This window comes from Bordetella sp. BOR01 (assembly GCF_019218885.1).
In the GTDB taxonomy this organism is placed as follows: domain Bacteria; phylum Pseudomonadota; class Gammaproteobacteria; order Burkholderiales; family Burkholderiaceae_B; genus Bordetella_A.
Map to the genome: position 1 here is coordinate 63,337 of NZ_JAHUWT010000001.1, position 16,977 is coordinate 80,313.

Below are 16,977 nucleotides of genomic sequence, written 5' to 3' on the forward strand. Positions count from 1 at the left end.
GTCGCGCCGGCAGTCAGGGGGGCGTGCGGCCGGCCAGGGCATCCCAGGCGTGCATGGCCAGCCGGGCGGCTTGCTGCAGCGCCTTGCGCGAGACGCCATCGCGCGCCTGGATCGCCATGCCGTGCAGCACGGTGGCGTAGTAGCCGGCCAAGGCCGGCAGATCCGTTTTCGCAGGCAGCTCGCCGTGGCGTACGGCGTCGCGCAGCCGCTGAAGGATCAGCGCCTGTGTGTGGCGCCGGCTGTCGCACAGCATCTTGCGCACCGGGGCATGCTCGTCGGGGCCCGCGGGTGCGCCCAGCACGATCAGGCACCCACGGGGCCTGCCCGGCTGCGTGCCGCTGCGGGCCGCGGCCAGCAGCATGTTTTCGATACCGGCCCGGACGGTGGGCGCGCGCAGCAATTCGTCATGCGTGCAGGCGCCTTCGTGGCTGCCGTACCAGGCCACGGCCTCGCGGAACAACTGCGCCTTGGAACCGAAAGCGCTGTACAGGCTGGGGGCGTTGATGCCCATCGCGGCCGTCAGCTCGGCCAGCGAGGTGCCTTCATAGCCTCGTTCCCAGAACAGATCCATGGCTTGGCGCAAGGCAGTATCGCGGTCGAATGAGCGGGGGCGTCCTCGTTCTGTCATGCTGGAATTCTACTCGCCGAGGCGCCGAGCTTGACGGCTGACCGCAATAGCGCGATGATATTTTTATCGATCACTACAAATATGGGTTCATCATGTCAGACTTGACCGGCAAGATCGCTTTCGTTACCGGCGCCAGCCGTGGCATAGGCGCGGCCATCGCGCGCCACCTGGCCGCCCAGGGGGCCGATGTGGCCATCACCTACGTCAGTTCGCCTGACCGCGCGCAGGCCTTGGCGCAAGAATTGCGCGGCACGGGCCGGCGTGCCCACGCGTACGCGGCCGATGCGGCCGACCCGGCGCAAGTGCGCGCCGCCGTAGAGCAGGCCGCGCGCGAGCTGGGCGGGTTGGACATCCTGGTCAACAACGCCGGCATATTCATCGCGGGCGGCCTGGACACGCTGGCGCATGCCGATTTCCAGCGCACCATGGACGTCAACGTAGGTGCGGTGTTCGCGGCCACCCAGGCGGCCCTGCCGCACTTGCAAAAGGGCGGCCGCATCATCAACATCGGTAGCTGCCTGGCCGGCCGCACGGGCGAGGCGGGCCTGGCGGTATACGCTGCCAGCAAGGCGGCGCTGGTGGGCCTGACCAAGGGCGCGGCGCGCGACCTGGGGCCACGCGGCATCACGGTCAATGTCGTGCATCCGGGGCCCATCGATACGGACATGAACCCGGCCCACCGCGAGGGCGCGGCCGAAAGCGCGGCACTGCTGGCGCTACAGCATTACGGGCATGTGGACGACATTGCCGGCATGGTGGCCTACCTGGCCAGCCCGGCGGCCGGCTACGTGACCGGCGCCGAGATCTCGGTAGACGGCGGGTTCAGCGCATAAGCGCGGGCGCCCGGCGAAGGGGCCCTAGCCTTCGCTGGCGCGCACGTATTCGGCGGCGATCTGCTCGCTGGCTGCCCATAGCCGCTGCGCGCTGTCTTCGATGACCTGATCGGTCATCGATTCCGATGGCAGGGTCTGCGCCAGGCTGCCCACCACCCGCTTGTCGGCGGGCAGCAGGATGGGCACGGCCACGCCGCCCAGGTTGGGCGTGATGCGTTCGCGGCTGATGGCATAGCCGCGCCGCCGGATGGCCGTCAGGTTCTTGCGGAATGCTTCCCACGAATCGCCCAGGTCGGCCGCGGCAATGGCCGGGCCGTTGCGCAGGTAGGCCTGGCGCACGCGATGCGGCGCCAGGTAGGCCAGCAGCGCCAGCGAGGCCGCGCCCTGGAACAACGGAAACGGCACCCCGCGCGCGCGCCGCACCACGATGCGGCGGCCTTTGTGGCTTAGCGTGTCCGGGCCTTCTTTGTAGATGCACAGCACGCGGTCGCGGTACAGGTTGTGCAGCAGCAGCACCCGGTTCTCGGCGTGCAGTGTGCGCAGCACTTTGCGGCCCGCCAGGTAGAGCGGGTCGGTCAATTGCAGCAAGTGCTCGAGCTCGATGATGCGCGGCCCCAGCGCATACGTGCCGCCCGATGACGGCGCCAGCAGCCCGGCGTCGCACAGGGCTTTCAAGTACCGGTAGGCCGTAGAGCGGGTGTAGCCCAGCAGCGCAGAGATTTCTTCAATACGCAGAATGGGCCTGTCGAGCGAGAACAGGTCCAGGATTTCGAAAGCCTTGCCCAGGCTGGTTGAAGCGTTTTCCTTGGCGGTCACGGAAGCGGTCCGAACAGGGTGAATCGGTAGAAGCGAGCAAGCGGCGCCCCACATGATAAGCGCCGCGGACAGGATGCGCGGGGACGCGGGATCTCGTTAGTTATAAAAAAATCCCAAAATACGAGAATATTGACTTTACCAAAATGACGGGATATCGTTCGATCCAGCGCGGGGTGGTCCCGCTGCAAGGTTCCGATCGCCATGGTTGATCCCGCCGCGCCCCGACAGCAGAAGCCGCTAACCGGCCGCGTGCCGCCGCAAGCCGTGCGCCGTCGCGATTTTCCGGCGTTGCCTGCCGAGGTGCTGCAACGCTATGCGAGCATCGATGACCTGACCGCCACCGCTTCCGACGCCATGGACAAGCTGGGCCTGGCCGGTGTGGTGCCCGCTTCGGAACTGGCGCCGCAATTGCCGGCAGCCCGCCTGGTGGGCCAGGCCGTCACGGTGCGCAATACCGAACGGCCCGATGCCGTCGGCGCCGCCGCCCAGGAAGGCAAGAGCCGCATGGGCGAGCACGAGGCCTACAACCTGGCCGAGCCCGGCAATGTGGTCGTCATCGAGGGCCTGGCCGACGTGTCCAACCTGGGTGGCCAGTCGGCCACCGTGGCCCATCGGGCAGGGTGCGCGGGCGCCATCGTCGACGGCGGTTTCCGCGATCCGCGCGTATCGCGCGGGCTGGGCTTTCCCATCTGGTCGCGCGGCATCACGCCCATCACCGGCAAATGGCGCCTGCAAACCGCCGAGATCAACGGGCGGGTGCGCATTGCCGGCGTATCGGTCGAAGCGGGCGACCTGGTGCTGGCCGATGAATGCGGCGTGGCCTTCATCCCCTACGCGCAGGCGCAATCCGTACTACAGGAAATGGAACGCATCCAGGCCGGCGACCACCGGCAACAGCGCGACATCGCCGCCGGCGTCGATCTGCAGACGCTGGCCAGCACCAAGTACAAGTAGTCACGATAAACGTTCCTCAAAGAGGGAGCCATGGAGACAAGTATTGAATGCGTAGTCGGCGCAGCCGACATCCTGGGCGAAGTGCCCCTGTGGTGCGACCGCACCCGGCGATTGTGGTGGATCGATGTGCGGCGCAGTGCGTTGCAGTCGTACGACCCCGCCACCGGCCGGCACCGGGCGCGCCGCATGCCCGAGGGCATGTTGGTGGGATCGATCGCGCTGCGCGAGGCGGGCGGTTTCCTGCTGGCCACCAACACCGGCCTGTACGGGTACGACCCCGACGTGCCGCAGCCGCCGTCATTCCTGGCCAACCCCGAAGCCGACAAGCCCGCCAACCGCCTGAACGACGGCAAGTGCGACCGTCGCGGCCGTTTCTGGGTGGGCAGCATGCGCGATGCCCAGCGCCTGCCGGAAGGCACCCTGTACCGGTTCGACGCCGACCATACCTGCCACGCGCAGTTCAACGAGATCGTGGTGCCGAACTCGATTGCCTGGAGCCCCGACGACCGCACCATGTATTTCGCCGATACGCATCGGCAATTGATCTGGGCCTTCGATTTCGACCTGGATGACGGCGCCATCTCGAACCGCCGCGTCTTCAAGGACTGGACTCACCACCACGGCCGTCCCGACGGCTCGACGGTGGATCGCGAAGGCTATTTGTGGAACTGCATGGTGGCCAGCGGCGAACTGGTGCGGCTGGCACCCGACGGCAGCGTCGACCGCGTCATCCCGCTGCCGGTCACCAATCCCACCTGTCCCGCCTTTGGCGGCCCGGACCTGGACACGCTGTACATCACCAGCCACTCGCAACGCATTCCGCCCGAACGCCTGGCCGCCGAACCCTGGGCCGGCGCGCTGCTGGCCCTGGACGTGGGCGTGCGGGGCCTGGCTGAACCGCGCTTCGCGGGCTGAACTCCCAAGGAGAGAATCATGCGTATCCTGTCTTTGCTGCTGGCATTGGCCGGCATGCTGGCGGCCGCCCCTGGCGGTGCGAACGATGTCGTGCGACTGGTGGTGCCGTTCTCGGCGGGCGGCCCGGTGGACCAGGTGGCGCGCATCCTGGCCCCCGGGCTGGAAGCCGCACTGGGCGCCACGGTCGTGGTCGAGAACCGGGGCGGCGCGGGCGGCACCGTCGGCACCAATTACGTGGCTAAATCCCCGCCCGATGGCCGTACCGTGTTGATGGCGACTTCGGGGTTCGTGATCTCGTCGCAAACCACCGCCAACCTGCCGTATGACCCGCACAAAGACCTGGAGCCCATCGCGCTGGTGGGCCAGGTGCAGACCCTGCTGGTGGTGCGGCCCACGCTGGGCGTGAACAGCCTGGCCGAGCTGGTCAAGCTGGCGAAATCAGGCCAGCCGCTGTCGTTCGGCTCGACAGGGGTGGGCGGCACCATGCACATAGGCGGCGAATTGCTGAACCGTGCCGCCGGCATCCATGCGTTGCATGTGCCGTATCGCGGCGCGGCCCCCGCGATCACCGCGCTGATGGGGGGCGAGGTCGATATGGTCAACGCCGACGTGCCGGTGCTGCAGCCCTACGTAAAAAGCGGCCGGGTCAAGGCGCTGGTGATCTACGACACCAAGCGTTCCGTCGAACTGCCCGATGTGCCCGATGCGGTCGAAGCCGGCTACCCGCAATTGCTGATGAGCAACTGGTACAGCGCCATGGTGCCGGCCGGCACGCCGGAAGCCGCCAAGCAGAAGCTCGAGCAAGCGTTCCTGGCCGCCATCCACTCGCCGGCCATCGCCCAGCGGCTGTCCGAGGCGGGGTTGCGCGGGCCCATGGGCACGGCCGATTTTCGCAAGAAACTGGATGCCGAGTTCGCTCGCTGGGTGCCGTTCCTGCGTGAAACCGGGTTGAGCGCAAAATGAGCGGCACCGCACCCGTGCCCGCTCGCCGGCTGCTGCAACTGGGGGCGCTGCCGCCCGACCTGCAGCGCCGCGCCGCAAGCCGGTATGCGCTGGAACCGCTGTGGACCGAAGCCGAGCCCGCGCAGTTCCTGGCCGCGCGGCGCGGTGCTTTCGATGGCGCCATCATGATGTCGCGCCACGGGTGTCCGGCGGCGGTGATCGAATGCCTGGCGGCCGCGCCGCGCCCCGGGGTGGTGGCCTGCTTCGGCGTGGGCTATGACGGCATCGACCTGGCGGCCGCGCGCCGGCATGGGGTGCAGGTCAGTACCACCCCCGATGTGTTGACCGAGTGCGTGGCCGATACCGCGCTGGGCCTGATGCTGGCTTGCGCGCGCCAACTGGTGGCCGCCAATCGCCATGTACAAGGCGGGGCGTGGCTGCAAGGCCCGTTCCCGCTGGCTACCCGGGTCAGCGGCAAGCGCGTCGGCATTGTCGGCCTGGGCCGTATCGGCCAGGCCATCGCCCGCCGTGCCGGCGGTTTCGACATGGCGGTGCGCTATCACGGACGCAGCGCGCGCGCCGGCCTGCCCTACGAGTTCGAAGGCGACCTGGCCGCGCTGGCGCGCTGGGCCGATTTCCTGGTGCTGGCCTGCCCTGGCGGCCCGCAGACCCGCCACCTGGTGTCGGCCAGTGTGCTGGATGCGCTGGGGCCCGAGGGCTACCTGATCAATATCGCGCGCGGCAGCGTGGTGGATGAAGATGCGCTGGTGGCCGCCATCCAGGCCGGCCGCATCGCGGGCGCCGGGCTGGACGTATACGCCAACGAGCCGCATGTGCCGGCCGGCCTGCTGGGCAGCGACCGCGTGGTGACCCTGCCGCACCTGGCCGCCTCTACGCGCGAGACCCGCCATGCCATGGAACAACTGGTGCTGGACAACCTGGCCGCTTTCTTCGCCACCGGCAAGGTACTGACACCGCTCGCCTGACGATTTGCCTGCCTCATGATGATCATCGAACACCGCACCTATACCGTGCCGCACGGCACACTGGAAGACTACCTGGCGCGTTTCGAGCAGCAGGCGCTGCCCGTACTGGTGCGCCACCTGGGGCCCTTGGTGGGCGTCTTCGTCAGCGAGATCGGTACCTTGAACCAGGTGCTGCACATGTGGGCCTACGACAGCCTGGCCGACCGCGAACGGCGCCGCGCCAGCCTGGATGCCGATCCGGCCTGGATCGCTTTCAAGCTGGGCAACCGCGGTGCGTTCACCGCGCAAGAGGTGAAGATCTTGCGCCCCGCGTCGTTCTCGCCGCGCCCCTGGCAGCAACGCGCATGAGCCACGACACGCTGCCGCTGCGCAATGCGCTGAAAGAAAAGCTGGCGGACGGCCAGGTGGCGGTATCGCTGATCGTGCGCAGCGCGCGCGGCCCCGAGATCGCGCTGATCGCCCGCAGCAGCGGCTTCGATGCGCTGTATATCGACCTGGAGCACAGCTCGCTGTCGCTGGATACCGCCAGCGCGCTTTGCATTGCCAGCCAGACATCGGGCGTCACGCCCTTGCTGCGCGTGCCCGAGGCCAGCGCAGCCTGGATCTCACGCGCGCTCGATGGCGGCGCCATGGGCGTCATCGTGCCGCACGTCGACGACGCGCAAGCCGCCCGTGCCGCCGTGGCGCTGGCGAAGTATCCGCCGCAGGGGCATCGGTCGGTGTCCACCACCCTGCCGCAACTGGCGTATCGCCAGCTGCCCCAGGCCGAATCGCAGCGCCTGTTGAACGAAGCCACCCTGGTGGTCGCCATGATCGAAAGCCGCCAGGGCTTGCGGCACGCCGACGAGATCGCCGCCGTCGACGGCATAGACATGCTGCTGGTGGGCGCCGGGGATCTGGCCGCCGACCTGGGCCAGCCAGGCCAGGCGCAGATGCGGGCCGCCTTCGATACTGTCATCGCCGCGTGCCGGCGCCACGGCAAGATAGTCGGGGCAGGGGGCTTGGCCGGGCAGATCGACCTGCTGGGCGAGGTGATCGCGGCCGGGGTCCGCTACGTGTCGGCGGGCACCGATACCGGGTTCTTGCTGGCGGGTGCGCAGGCCAAGGTAGCAGCCATTCGCGCCCGATGCCCGCCCAGTGCCGAAAGCCAGTAAGTTGTCCACGGCTTGTGCACGGGGTTATGCACGGCGTATTCACGGGCTTATCCACAGCCTTGTCCCCAGGGCGGCGGCAGGCCGGTTCGGGCGGGTGGTGGGGTGGAAAAAACCATGTATAATCTCGTTCTTCCCCGCGGCGGGGCTGCCTTTACCCGGCGTTTCGCAGCAGGCGCGGGCTGTTAGCTCAGTTGGTAGAGCAGCGGACTCTTAATCCGTAGGTCGAGTGTTCGAGCCACTCACAGCCCACCAGAATTTCCAGGCAGTACAAGCAATTAAAACGCCACCCCTCGGGTGGCGTTTGTCATTCTGCGTTGGGCTTTGACCAAAACTCGACGGTTCCGGCGTGGGTTGCAATGCGGCTTGACGCCAGATGCGCGTATCGCTGGACCATCTCAATGGTTTCCCGGCCACCGATCTCTTTGAGAACCATCCTGCCCGGGGCGTTGCCCGCCAGCGAACCGTCCCCGGTCACTCGGCAATATCGTCCCGTGTCTGCGCAACGCATGCGCCTCAATTCTTGAAGACGTCTTCCAAGTCCACGATTTCCTCTGGCGGCTCTAGTGTGCAGCTTTCCTCAATGTGCGTCAGGTGCTGGAGCGTCAATGCTTCGGCGCGCTTTGCATCGCCCGCTTCAATGGCGTCGATGATGAGCGAGTGTTCATCGTGGCGACAACTGGTCGCCGTGGGCAGGTTGTAGAGGAAGATCACCAGGCAGCTTTGCGTCGACAGCTCGCGCATCATGCGTGCGAGTTCCAGGTTGCCCGCCAGCTCACTCAGGACAATATGGAACTCACCTGCCAGCCGAATGATCGCGCGCTTGTCGTTGCGTTCGCGGGCCGCATGCTCAAGGATTTCGTGTTCGCGTAGTCGCTGCAGTTTTTCGGGCGTAAGGTTTGCTGTCAACCGGCGCACTACGGCAGGCTCGACCACGCGGCGAGCCTCGAAAACATCTCTGGCCTTCTCAATCGTGGGCTTGGCCACGAATGCCCCGCGTTGGGGGATCAGCTCAACCATCTGTTCGTGCGCCAAGCGTGCAAGCACTTCGCGGATGCGGGGACGGCTGACAGCAAAAATTTCAGCGAGACGCTCTTCTACCAATTTGGTCCCGGGCTTGAGCCGGTTGTCGAGCACCGCCGAATACACGCGTTCGTGGATCTCGTTGACAGTGATTTCGCGTTTTTCTGAAGTCATGGGTCTCTTTTGAGGGGTCGCTGACATAAGAACGGATGCATTTTCGCAGGCTTCGGCCTCGCCCATTTGCCCGATGTGGGGCGAGTGCTCAATTGGCGTGGCAATTGTAGATATTTTTCATTAATTTTGTTTTATTTCGGGTTAACACTAATGTAGGCAATTCTGTTATCAGCCCTAGAATAGCCCCAGGGTTCAACCTCTTCCGAGAGGATTTGTCACGCAGCACCAGGGGCATGCAGATGACGTCAGCGGCTTTCGATCTAGTTTTGCGCAACGCCGTATTGGCAACAGCAAGCGACACGTACCACGCTGATCTCGCTATCCGTGATGGCCGCATCGCCCAGATCGGAAAGGAATTGCCGGCCGGCGAGCGCGACATCGACGTAGGCGGACGGGTGGTGACGCCAGGGGGTGTCGATGCTCATTGCCATCTGGACCAGCCCATGGCGCCGCCCGTCCGGTTGGCCGATGATTTTCTGACCGGTACCCGGTCGGCGGCCTGCGGCGGGACGACCACGGTGATTCCGTTTGCGGCGCAACGCCAAGGTGGCACGCTGCAGGCCGCGGTCGATGACTATCATCGGCGCGCCTCGGACAAGGCCTGCGTCGACTACGGCTTTCATCTCATCCTTACAGACCCGACATCGACCGTGCTCGAGGAAGAGCTGCCCCGCCTCATCGCGGCAGGCTACACCTCATTCAAGCTCTACATGACCTACGAGAGCCTGAAGCTCTCGGACCGGCAGATCCTGGACGTGCTCGACGCCGCGCGCCGCTACGGCGGCATGCCCATGATCCACGCCGAAAACGCCGACTGCATCGCCTGGCTGACCGAGCGCCTGGAAGCAGCCGGCCGAGTCGCGCCGCGCTTTCATGCGTTGTCGCGCCCGGGCATGGTCGAGCGCGAAGGCGCACACCGCGCCATCACGTTGGCAGAACTGGTGGATGTGCCCATCCTGCTGGTGCATATCTCCGGCGGCGAAGCGGTCGATCAGATCCGCGCGGCCCGCGCCCAGGGCCTGAATATCAACGCCGAGACCTGTCCGCAATACCTGTTCCTGACCGCGGAGGACCTCGGCATCGATGACAGCTATCACGGCGCACGCTGCGTGTGCAGCCCGCCGCCGCGCGACCGCGCTTCCCAACAGCAGATTTGGCAGGGCCTGGCCGATGGCCTCTTCCAGGTGTTCTCTTCGGATCACTCGCCCTTCAACCTGCAGGGCGAGGATGGCAAGCTGCCTGCGGGCAAAGAAGTGGCCTTCCGCCACATTCCCAATGGCATTCCCGGCATTGAAACCCGCATGCCGTTGCTCTATTCCGAAGGCGTGCTGACAGGGCGCATCAGCCTGAATAAATTCGTCGAGCTGACAGCCACCGGCCCGGCCCGCGCGTACGGCTTGCACCCGCGCAAAGGAACGCTGGCCATCGGCGCCGACGCCGATCTGGTCGTCTGGCAAGAGCGCGACTTCGTGCTGGACAACGCGCATCTTCACCACGCCGTCGACTACACGCCCTATGCCGGCCGGCACTTGCGCGCCTGGCCTGGCCTCACGCTGCTGCGCGGTCAGGTCATCTGGGACGGCCAGGCGTTTACCGGAACGCCGGGTGGCGGACAGTTCCTGGCGCGTGGCTTGCCCACTCTGTTTCCCATAGGTGCCCGCGCGCCAGGCCGCCGTTCCTGGCTGCAAGCCGCCCTTGAATCCTGAACCTGGAGTTTCGAACGTGACTGCCACCCTGATCCAAAACGCGAACACCGTCGTTGCCTGGGACGATTCTCGCCAGCGCCATGTCTATATGCGTAATACCGACGTTGCTTTCCGCGATGGCCAGATCGTTCATGTCGGCGCGGGCTTCACTGCTGGCCCCGACTGCGAGATCGTCGACGGTCGCGGCATGATGGTAATGCCAGGCCTGGTGGACATCCACAGCCACCTGATCCATGAGCCGATCAACAAAGGCTACACCGACGAAACCGGCTCGGCTGGTTTGTACAACTCCAATCTGTATGAATACATGCCCACCATGGACGGCGATGCCGAGGCCGCGCCCCATCAGCTGACGCTCGCCTGCGCCGAACTGCTCATGTCGGGTGTGACGACAGTGGTCGACATGTCCATCGTCCACCAGCACTGGCTCGACATCCTGGCCAAAAGCGGCCTGCGTGCCTACGTCGCGCCGATGTTCCGCTCGGCTCGCTGGTTTACGCGGAACGGTCATTTGGTCGAGTATGACTGGAATGAAAAGGCCGGCTACGACGGCCTGGAGCGCGCATTGGAACTTATCGACCTTGCCCAGAAACATGAATCGGGACGGTTGCAGGGCATGCTCTGTCCCGCCCAGATCGACACCTGCACGGCCGACCTGCTGCGCGACAGCCACGCCGAAGCGCGCCGCCGGAAAATCGGCTGGCAGACCCATGCTGCGCAGTCGCTGCCGGAGTTCCATGAAATTACCCGCCGCCATGGGCTGACCCCGGTGCAATGGCTGCACAGCCTGGGCGTGCTGGACCGTGCCAGCATCGTCGGCCACGGCATCTTCGTCGACGACCATCCCAACACGCACTGGAGCACGGCAACCGACTTGTCGATCCTGGCGGAAACTGGCGCCAGCGTGGCCCACTGCCCCACGGTATTCATGCGCCGCGGCATGGCGCTGCGCGACTTCGGCCGCTATCGCCGCGCGGGCATCAATCTAGGAATTGGCACCGATACCTACCCCCACAACATGATCGAGGAAATGCGCCATGTCGGCTATCTGGCGCGGCTGATGGCCCAGACGCCCCGCGCCACCACGACGGGCGACGTATTCCACGCCGCGACGGCGGGCGGCGCCCATGCCCTGGGCCGCACCGACATTGGCCGGATCGCGGTCGGCGCTCGCGCCGACATCGTGCTGGTGGACATGACACACCACTTGATGCGCCCGTCGCGCGACCCGATGCGCAGCCTGGTGTACGCCGCGGCAGATCGGGCCGTGCACACGGTCTACATCGATGGCCGTCGGGTAGTGCACCAGGGCGAAGTCGCTTCGCTCGATTACCGGTCTGCAGCAGCCGAAGTCGACGAGGCCCAACGCCGCGCCGAGGCCCTGGTGCCCGAGCGCGACCTGGTCGGCCACCGTAGCGCCCAGGAAATGTCGCCACTGTCTTTTGACATGGCCTAAATAACATCACCCACGCTCTGCAACGAAACGAGGCCGGCGATCGCCGGCCCAAAGGGGAATCCACCATGCAACTGCAGCACTTCACGAAGTCCTGGCTCGCCCGGGTCGGCCTGGCCGCCACGCTGGCCGCCGCCGCCAGCACCCCGGCCCTCGCCGACAAGCTCACCGTCGTGATGGCAAGCAAGCTGTCCGTCCTGGATCCGGTGTTGACCGCGTCGCATCAGACGCGCAACCATGCCTACATGATCTACGACACTCTGCTGGCAACCGATGCAGACAACAAGATTCGTCCGCAAATGGCCGACAAATGGGAGATCTCGGCCGACGGCAAGGCTTACACTTTCACGCTGCGCGAGGGCTTGAGGTGGCACGATGGCGCGCCGGTCAAGGCCGAGGATTGTGTTGCATCCATCAAGCGGTGGGCGCAGCAGGACAAGATGGGCCGGCAGTTGATGCCCCTGGTGGAATCGATGAACGCGGTGGATGACAAGACCTTCACCATCATCCTGAAAACGCCCGCCGATGTGCTCACCGCACTGGCCAAGCCTAGCGGCCTGCCCAGCTTCATCATGCCCAAGCGCGTGGCCGAAACACCCGCCGCGCAGGCCATCACCGACTATACCGGTTCCGGCCCGTTCAAGTTCGTGCAGGCAGAGTTCCAGCCCGGCGTGAAGACGGTCTATGAGAAAAATACCGACTATGTACCGCGCAACGAGCCCCCCAGTGCCACGTCGGGCGGCAAGGTTGTCAAGGTTGATCGTATCGAATGGCTGACCCTGCCCGATCCGATGACCGCGGTGAACGCATTGCTGGAAGGCGAAATCGATTATCTGGAAACCGTCCCCTTCGATCTAGCCCCGATGGTGCAGAGTTCGCCCGATGTGGAGCTGCGCGTCCTGGACAAGATGGGCTATCAACCGATGTACCGCTTCAACCAAACGCAAAAGCCGTTTGATAACAAGCTGGTGCGCCAGGCTGCCATGTATGCCATCGGCCAGGATGACATCCTCAAGGCTCAGGTCGGCGATCCCACCTACTACAAGACCTGCGGCGCCGTATTCGGCTGCGGCCTGCCCTACGCCAGCGACATCCGTGCGGACATGATTGTTCCGTCGAACATCGAAAAGGCCAAGGCACTGCTGAAGGAAGCGAATTACGACAACTCGCCGGTGGTGATCCTGCACGCCACCGACATCGCCATGGCTTCGGCCATCCCAGTCGTGATGGCTCAGCAACTGCGGCAAGCCGGCTTCAACGTCCAGCTGCAGGCCATGGACTTCATGACCATGCTGTCGCGTCGCGCGAACCGCGATGTCCCGGCCAAGGGCGGCTGGAGCATATTCGTGACGACCTGGCACATGAGCGAGATCCTGGATCCGCTGCGTAACTATGGCGTGTCGGCCAACGGAGAGAAAGCCTGGTTCGGCTGGCCCGATATCCCACAGGTCGAAAGCCTGCGCGACAAGTTCCTGGTGACTCGCGACGACCAGGAACGCAAACAGATCGCCGACAAGCTGCAGGACGTGATGCTGGATGAAGGCGTGGCCATCCCGCTGGGCCAGATCGCGACTGCCGCCGCTTACCGCAAGACGCTGACTGGCGTGCTGGAGTCACCCGCTCCGGTGTTCTGGAACATCGCCAAGTCCGAAAAGTAAGCGCATGCTCGGCTATCTGCTTAAACGGATACTGGCCACGGTGCCCGTGGTGCTGACTGTGGCGGTGCTGGTCTTCGGCCTGCTGCGGCTCAGCCCCGGCGACCCGGCGCTGATCCTGGCCGGCGATTCGGCCACCGAGGTGCAGTTGCAGCAACTGCGCCAGCACATGGGCCTGGACCGCTCCATCACAGCGCAGTTCGGCATTTGGGCCGGCCAGGTACTGCGCGGCGACCTGGGTGTGTCCTTGCATTCCGGCACGCCGGTCACGTCCATGATCGGCAATCGCATCGGCCCTTCGCTGGCGCTGGCTTTGTGCACCATCGTGTTTTCGACGCTGGTCGCCGTGCCATTGGGCGCCTACGCGGCCTGGCGGCGTGGCAGCCGCGTCGATCGCGCCATCATGGCCCTGTCGGTCATGGGCTTCTCGGTGCCCATCTTCGTCACCGGCTACGCGCTGATCCTGCTCTTCGCCATGCAGTTGGGCTGGTTTCCTGTTCAAGGCTACAAGCCCTTGTCGGCGGGCGTGCTCGAGTTCGCCACGCACCTGGCCCTGCCGACGCTCGCGCTCAGCACCGGGTTCATTGCGCTGATTGCGCGCATTGCCCGCAGCAGCATCCTGGAAACCATGAACGAGGACTACATCCGGACGGCTCGTGCCAAGGGGATCACCGAAGGCGCGGTGCTCGTATCCCACGCCCTGCGCAACGCCGCCGTGCCCATCATCACCATCATCGGGATCAGCATAGCGCTCTTGATCAGCGGCGTGGTCGTGACGGAATCCGTCTTCAACCTGCCCGGCCTGGGGCGTCTGGTGGTGGAGTCCGTGCTGGCGCGCGACTATCCGCTGATCCAGGGCCTTATCCTGCTGTTCTCGCTGCTGTACATCGGCATCAACCTAGCGATCGACGTGTTGTATTCCATATTCGATCCCCGCATCCGCTATTGAGGCTCGCATGACCACCACCGCTCAATCCGCCGCGTTGCCGGCGGCCGCGGCCGGGCCAGGCCGCTTCCTGACCTTGCGCCGCGCATTGGGGTCCGGCCCGGTGCTGTTCGCCGCTGGCTTTCTTGGACTGATTATCCTGACCGCCCTGGCCGCCAACCTGCTCGGACTGGCCGATCCCATGGCCATCAACCCCATGGAACGGCTGAAAGGCTTTTCGGCCGCGCACTGGTTTGGCACCGACGCCTACGGCCGCGACGTGCTGTCGCGCGTCATCCACGGCGCGCGGGTGTCCTTGCTGATCGGCGTCGGCACTGCCATCGCGGCCCTGATTCCCGGCTTGATCCTGGGCGTGATCGCCGGCTACTTCCGCTATGCGGACATGGTCATCATGCGGATCATGGACGGGATCATGTCCGTTCCCGGCATCCTGCTGGCCATTGCCTTGGTGGCCGTCACGGGTGCCAACATTTTCACCGTGCTGATCGCCATCGCCGTTCCGGAATTCCCGCGCGTGGTGCGGCTGGTGCGAGGGCTGGTGCTGGGCCTGCGCGACGAACCCTATGTCGAGGCAGCCATCTCGCTGGGCACCCCCACGCCGCGCCTGATGGTGCGCCATCTGCTGCCCAACACGGTTCCTCCACTTATCGTGCAGGGCACATTCATCTTCGCCTCGGCCATTCTCGCCGAAGCCGTGATGAGCTTCCTGGGCGTCGGCATGCCGCCAGAGATCCCGTCCTGGGGCAACGTCATCGCCGAAGGCCGCATGTACTTCCGCATGAAACCGGAGCTTATCCTGGTGCCCGGTGTCTTCCTGGCGCTGACGGTGCTCAGCGTGAACCTATTGGGCGACGCCATGCGCGACGCCCTCGATCCCAAGATGGCCCGCCGTGTCTAATACCGCTGCCCCTCTCGTCCTCAGCATCCGCAACCTGAGCGTGCAGCTCACCGGCGGCACGCACCAGGTGGTCCAGGACATCAGCCTCGACATCCATGCCGGCCAGACGCTGTGCGTCGTGGGTGAATCCGGTTCGGGCAAGTCCGTCACGTCTTTTTCCGTCATGGGCTTGCTGTCGCCCGACGCGCTGCAACCCAGCGCCGGCCAGATCCTGCTGGAAGGCGAAGACCTGCTGCGCGCCACGCCGGACCGTTTGCGCGCCTTGCGCGCCACCCGAATGTCCATGGTCTTTCAGGAACCCATGACTGCCTTGAATCCGGTACGCACGGTCGGCTGGCAGATCGACGAAGTGCTGCGCACCCACAGCGACCTGCCGTCCGCCGAGCGCAAGCGCCGCATCCTGGCGATGCTGGAATCGGTGCACCTGCCCGACGCCGAGCGCATCTACGGCTCTTACCCGCATCAACTGTCTGGCGGCCAGCGACAGCGTATCGTCATCTGCATGGCGCTCATCCTCAATCCACGCCTGTTGATCGCAGACGAGCCCACCACTGCGTTGGACGTCACCACCCAGAAGCAGATCCTCGCGCTGATCCGGGAGCTGCAGCAGGCACACCAGACGGCCGTGCTCTTCATCACGCACGATTTCGGCGTGGTGGCCGAGATCGCCGACCGCATCGCCGTCATGAACCGCGGCCGTATTGTCGAAGTGGGCAGCCGCGATGATATCCTGGCGCAGCCGCGCGAAACCTATACGCGCATGCTGGTATCCTCGGTCCCGAGCCTGGCGCCCACCGCCCGCGCCAAGGTAGAGGGCACCGCTGTGCTGGAAGTGTCGAAACTGTCCAAGACGTACGCGCAACGGCCACTTTTCAAACCATCCCGGCAGGTCCATGCCGCTGCCGACGTCAGTTTCACGCTGCGCAGAAAAGAGATCGTAGGCATCGTCGGTGAATCCGGCTCGGGAAAGTCCACAGTCGCACGGTGCATCGCCCGCTTAATCGACCCGAGCGCCGGTACGGTCAAGCTCGACGGCCGCGATATTGCTACGGCATCGCGACACGCCTTCCGGCCATTGCGGCGGAAAGTTCAGGTCGTGTTCCAGGACCCCTACCGGTCGCTCAATGCACGCATCCGCGTCGGCGACTCGATCATCGAGGGCATGCTCAACTATGGCGTGTCCCGGCACCAGGCACGGCAGCGCGCTATTGAATTGCTGCAAGTCGTGAGCCTGCCGGCCGATGCAATGGAGCGTTATCCCCACCAGTTCTCCGGTGGGCAGCGACAGCGCATCTGCATCGCGCGTGCCTTGGCCCTGAATCCGGAGGTGCTCATTGCCGACGAGGCAGTTTCCGCCTTGGACGTCTCCGTACAGGCACAGGTACTGGACTTGATTGAAGACGTTCGCCAGCGCACCGAAACTGCGGTTCTGTTCATCACACACGACCTGCGCGTCGCAGCGCAAATCTGCGACACCCTCGTGGTCATGAGAAAAGGCCGGATCGTGGAAGCGGGGGATGCGGCCCAAGTCCTGACCACGCCGTGCAACGAATACACCCGCCAATTGATTGACGCTGCCCCGGGACGTCATTGGGATTTCCAGAACTTCCGTCCGCTGAGCCAGCGCACGCACGGAGCCGACCTGTCGCCGATTCCCGCGCATTCGCATTAGTCTCGCGTTGGCCTTGCGCCATGTCGCGCGTGCAGCGCGCCGCCGGCACCTGGATCTTGGCCAGCGATATCGCCCGCCTAGGGAAACCCCTGTACTAGCATCCACTTAAGGAATGCTTAACTATCGAAAAATATCTCTTTCCCGACTGATGGGCAGGCGCAAAATCCCGGCACGAGCCGAGCCGGAGCCGCGTATCGGATGCCGTCCACGTCGCGCTCCTGCGTG

The 16,977-nt window shown here is 65.2% G+C and carries 16 protein-coding genes and 1 tRNA gene; 14 read left to right on the forward strand and 3 right to left on the reverse strand.

Features of this window, described 5'->3' with window-relative positions:
• Positions 1-13: 13 nt before the first annotated feature.
• Positions 14-628: a TetR/AcrR family transcriptional regulator gene (locus KW845_RS00290; protein ID WP_218367204.1), complete on the reverse strand. Its 615-nt coding sequence runs from the start codon at positions 626-628 to the stop codon at positions 14-16.
• 92 nt (positions 629-720) lie between these two features.
• Here KW845_RS00290 and KW845_RS00295 point away from each other — a divergent pair, with 92 nt between their 5' ends.
• Positions 721-1,461: a 3-oxoacyl-ACP reductase family protein gene (locus KW845_RS00295; RefSeq protein WP_218367205.1), complete on the forward strand. Its 741-nt coding sequence runs from the start codon at positions 721-723 to the stop codon at positions 1,459-1,461.
• A gap of 24 nt (positions 1,462-1,485) precedes the next feature.
• Here KW845_RS00295 and KW845_RS00300 read toward each other — a convergent pair whose 3' ends face one another.
• Positions 1,486-2,277 (reverse strand): helix-turn-helix domain-containing protein, encoded by a 792-nt coding sequence (locus tag KW845_RS00300; RefSeq protein ID WP_218367206.1) that lies wholly within the window; start codon positions 2,275-2,277, stop codon positions 1,486-1,488.
• Between the two features lie 201 nt (positions 2,278-2,478).
• Here KW845_RS00300 and KW845_RS00305 point away from each other — a divergent pair, with 201 nt between their 5' ends.
• From KW845_RS00305 to KW845_RS00335, 7 genes are all read left to right on the forward strand, one after another.
• Positions 2,479-3,231, forward strand: coding sequence for an RraA family protein (locus KW845_RS00305; protein WP_218367207.1), 753 nt, complete (start codon positions 2,479-2,481; stop codon positions 3,229-3,231).
• 30 nt (positions 3,232-3,261) lie between these two features.
• Complete coding sequence (locus KW845_RS00310) at positions 3,262-4,146, forward strand: SMP-30/gluconolactonase/LRE family protein (RefSeq protein ID WP_218367208.1); 885 nt, start codon at positions 3,262-3,264, stop codon at positions 4,144-4,146.
• Between the two features lie 18 nt (positions 4,147-4,164).
• Entirely contained in the window at positions 4,165-5,109 is a 945-nt protein-coding gene (locus tag KW845_RS00315; RefSeq protein WP_218367209.1) for a tripartite tricarboxylate transporter substrate binding protein, read from the forward strand.
• Positions 5,106-6,074, forward strand: a complete 969-nt coding sequence (locus KW845_RS00320) for a 2-hydroxyacid dehydrogenase (protein ID WP_218367210.1) — start codon at positions 5,106-5,108, stop codon at positions 6,072-6,074. The genes KW845_RS00315 and KW845_RS00320 overlap by 4 nt, the downstream gene beginning before the upstream one ends.
• A gap of 15 nt (positions 6,075-6,089) precedes the next feature.
• Positions 6,090-6,422 carry an NIPSNAP family protein gene (locus tag KW845_RS00325; RefSeq protein ID WP_255592257.1) on the forward strand — a complete coding sequence of 111 codons (333 nt, stop codon included), beginning with the start codon at positions 6,090-6,092 and terminating at the stop codon, positions 6,420-6,422.
• Complete coding sequence (locus tag KW845_RS00330) at positions 6,419-7,228, forward strand: HpcH/HpaI aldolase/citrate lyase family protein (protein ID WP_218367211.1); 810 nt, start codon at positions 6,419-6,421, stop codon at positions 7,226-7,228. The genes KW845_RS00325 and KW845_RS00330 overlap by 4 nt, the downstream gene beginning before the upstream one ends.
• A 176-nt stretch (positions 7,229-7,404) precedes the next feature.
• Positions 7,405-7,480 (forward strand) — tRNA-Lys (locus KW845_RS00335).
• Positions 7,481-7,741: 261 nt separating this feature from the next.
• Here KW845_RS00335 and KW845_RS00340 read toward each other — a convergent pair.
• A complete protein-coding gene (locus KW845_RS00340; RefSeq protein WP_218367212.1) occupies positions 7,742-8,422 on the reverse strand; it encodes a GntR family transcriptional regulator in 681 nt (226 codons plus the stop codon).
• 239 nt (positions 8,423-8,661) lie between these two features.
• Between KW845_RS00340 and hydA the strand changes: the two genes are divergently transcribed.
• From hydA to KW845_RS00370, 6 genes are all read left to right on the forward strand, one after another.
• On the forward strand, positions 8,662-10,128 hold the full coding sequence (hydA, locus tag KW845_RS00345) for a dihydropyrimidinase (RefSeq protein WP_218368556.1): 1,467 nt from the start codon (positions 8,662-8,664) through the stop codon (positions 10,126-10,128).
• Positions 10,129-10,144: 16 nt separating this feature from the next.
• On the forward strand, positions 10,145-11,584 hold the full coding sequence (locus KW845_RS00350) for an amidohydrolase family protein (RefSeq protein WP_218367213.1): 1,440 nt from the start codon (positions 10,145-10,147) through the stop codon (positions 11,582-11,584).
• 65 nt (positions 11,585-11,649) lie between these two features.
• Positions 11,650-13,239: an ABC transporter substrate-binding protein gene (locus KW845_RS00355; protein ID WP_218367214.1), complete on the forward strand. Its 1,590-nt coding sequence runs from the start codon at positions 11,650-11,652 to the stop codon at positions 13,237-13,239.
• Positions 13,240-13,243: 4 nt separating this feature from the next.
• On the forward strand, positions 13,244-14,185 hold the full coding sequence (locus tag KW845_RS00360) for an ABC transporter permease (RefSeq protein WP_218367215.1): 942 nt from the start codon (positions 13,244-13,246) through the stop codon (positions 14,183-14,185).
• 7 nt (positions 14,186-14,192) lie between these two features.
• Entirely contained in the window at positions 14,193-15,080 is an 888-nt protein-coding gene (locus KW845_RS00365) for an ABC transporter permease (RefSeq protein WP_218367216.1), read from the forward strand.
• Positions 15,073-16,752 carry an ABC transporter ATP-binding protein gene (locus KW845_RS00370; RefSeq protein WP_370628156.1) on the forward strand — a complete coding sequence of 560 codons (1,680 nt, stop codon included), beginning with the start codon at positions 15,073-15,075 and terminating at the stop codon, positions 16,750-16,752. The genes KW845_RS00365 and KW845_RS00370 overlap by 8 nt, the downstream gene beginning before the upstream one ends.
• Positions 16,753-16,977: the final 225 nt, after the last annotated feature.

Bases quoted from the DNA above. Each gene is read 5' to 3' on its own strand.
- KW845_RS00290 (WP_218367204.1), bottom strand. From the start codon at position 628: ATGACAGAACGAGGACGCCCCCGCTCATTCGACCGCGATACTGCCTTG.
- KW845_RS00295 (WP_218367205.1), top strand. From the start codon at position 721: ATGTCAGACTTGACCGGCAAGATCGCTTTCGTTACCGGCGCCAGCCGT.
- KW845_RS00305 (WP_218367207.1), top strand. From the start codon at position 2,479: ATGGTTGATCCCGCCGCGCCCCGACAGCAGAAGCCGCTAACCGGCCGC.
- KW845_RS00310 (WP_218367208.1), top strand. From the start codon at position 3,262: ATGGAGACAAGTATTGAATGCGTAGTCGGCGCAGCCGACATCCTGGGC.
- KW845_RS00315 (WP_218367209.1), top strand. From the start codon at position 4,165: ATGCGTATCCTGTCTTTGCTGCTGGCATTGGCCGGCATGCTGGCGGCC.
- KW845_RS00320 (WP_218367210.1), top strand. From the start codon at position 5,106: ATGAGCGGCACCGCACCCGTGCCCGCTCGCCGGCTGCTGCAACTGGGG.
- KW845_RS00325 (WP_255592257.1), top strand. From the start codon at position 6,090: ATGATGATCATCGAACACCGCACCTATACCGTGCCGCACGGCACACTG.
- KW845_RS00330 (WP_218367211.1), top strand. From the start codon at position 6,419: ATGAGCCACGACACGCTGCCGCTGCGCAATGCGCTGAAAGAAAAGCTG.
- KW845_RS00340 (WP_218367212.1), bottom strand. From the start codon at position 8,422: ATGACTTCAGAAAAACGCGAAATCACTGTCAACGAGATCCACGAACGC.
- hydA (WP_218368556.1), top strand. From the start codon at position 8,662: ATGACGTCAGCGGCTTTCGATCTAGTTTTGCGCAACGCCGTATTGGCA.
- KW845_RS00355 (WP_218367214.1), top strand. From the start codon at position 11,650: ATGCAACTGCAGCACTTCACGAAGTCCTGGCTCGCCCGGGTCGGCCTG.
- KW845_RS00360 (WP_218367215.1), top strand. From the start codon at position 13,244: ATGCTCGGCTATCTGCTTAAACGGATACTGGCCACGGTGCCCGTGGTG.
- KW845_RS00365 (WP_218367216.1), top strand. From the start codon at position 14,193: ATGACCACCACCGCTCAATCCGCCGCGTTGCCGGCGGCCGCGGCCGGG.